Consider the following 1,091-nt stretch of genomic DNA (forward strand, 5'->3'; position numbering starts at 1 on the left):
CAGGCGGTTCTCGTCGAACTCGTTGGTGCTGTAGTCCCTGCGGATGCTCGAGTTGCGCCAGCGGATGTTCAGGTTGCGCAAGGTGCCGCTCTGGACGGTGTAGCCCAGTTCCGACTCACGCCCCCATTCCTTGCCGTCGGTGACCGCGCCGACATGCACGTTGTCACCGCGGATGTAGCGGTTCATCAGGGTCAGCCCCGGAATTCCCAGCGCGGCGAAGTTGTAGTCATGGCGCAACTGCCAGGACTTTTCCTGCGCATTGTCATAGCTGCTGTTGTAGCTGTCGTTGGCCAGGGTGCCGCCGCTGGTGCCGTTGACCCGCATCCAGGCGCTGTCGCCGGTGAGCTTCTGCAGGCCGACGTAGAAGGTGTTGCCGCCGTACTTGGCCGAGAACAATCCCGACCAGGTTCTGTTCTCCAGGTCGCCGGCCAGCGCGCTGCCGTCTTCCTTGCCGTAGAAGAAACCGAGGTTGGCGCCCAGGGTCCAGTCGCCCAGTGGCTGGCTGTGGACCAGATTGACGTACTGCTGGCGGTAGATGTCCTTCAGTTGGGCATTCCAGAGGCCGATCAGGGTGCGCTTGTCGTTGAAGGTGTATTCGCCGCCGGCGAAGTTGAAGCGGTCGGAGGTGAAGGCGGCTTTGCCCTGCATGTACATGTCGGTCATGCTCGAATCGTTGCGCGGGCTGTTCTTCTGGAACTGGCCGCCGTACAGCGTCAGGCCGTCGATCTCCTTCGAGGTGACCTGGCCGCCGCGGAAGGTCTGCGGCAGCGAGCGGCCGTCGTCGGAGCGGAGGATCGGCAGCACCGGCATCCATTCGCCGACCTTCAGCTCGGTTTTGGAAATCCGTGCCTTGAACGCCACGTCCAGGCGGCCGAAGTTGTTCGCCGGGCGCCCGTCACGGTCCAGCGGCAGCAGTTGCGTGCCGCCGGTGCCTTTGCCGCCGTCGAGCTTTTGGGAAAAGGTGCCGAGCACGTCGACGCCGAAACCGACGGTGCCCTGGGTGAAGCCGGAGCGGGCGTCGAGGATGAAGTTCTGCGTCCATTCCTCGGCCTTGCCCTGGGGGTAGGCCGGGTTGGTGAAGTTGCGGTTGA

General features: G+C 63.9%; 1 protein-coding gene. It reads right to left on the bottom strand.

What is annotated here, in order from left to right; all coding sequences use genetic code 11:
- A partial coding sequence (locus PF66_RS31575) for an OprD family porin (RefSeq protein WP_054064906.1) occupies positions 1–1,091 on the bottom strand: 1,091 nt, incomplete at both ends.

Source organism: Pseudomonas asplenii (assembly GCF_001293465.1).
Taxonomy (GTDB): Bacteria; Pseudomonadota; Gammaproteobacteria; order Pseudomonadales; family Pseudomonadaceae; genus Aquipseudomonas; species Aquipseudomonas fuscovaginae_B.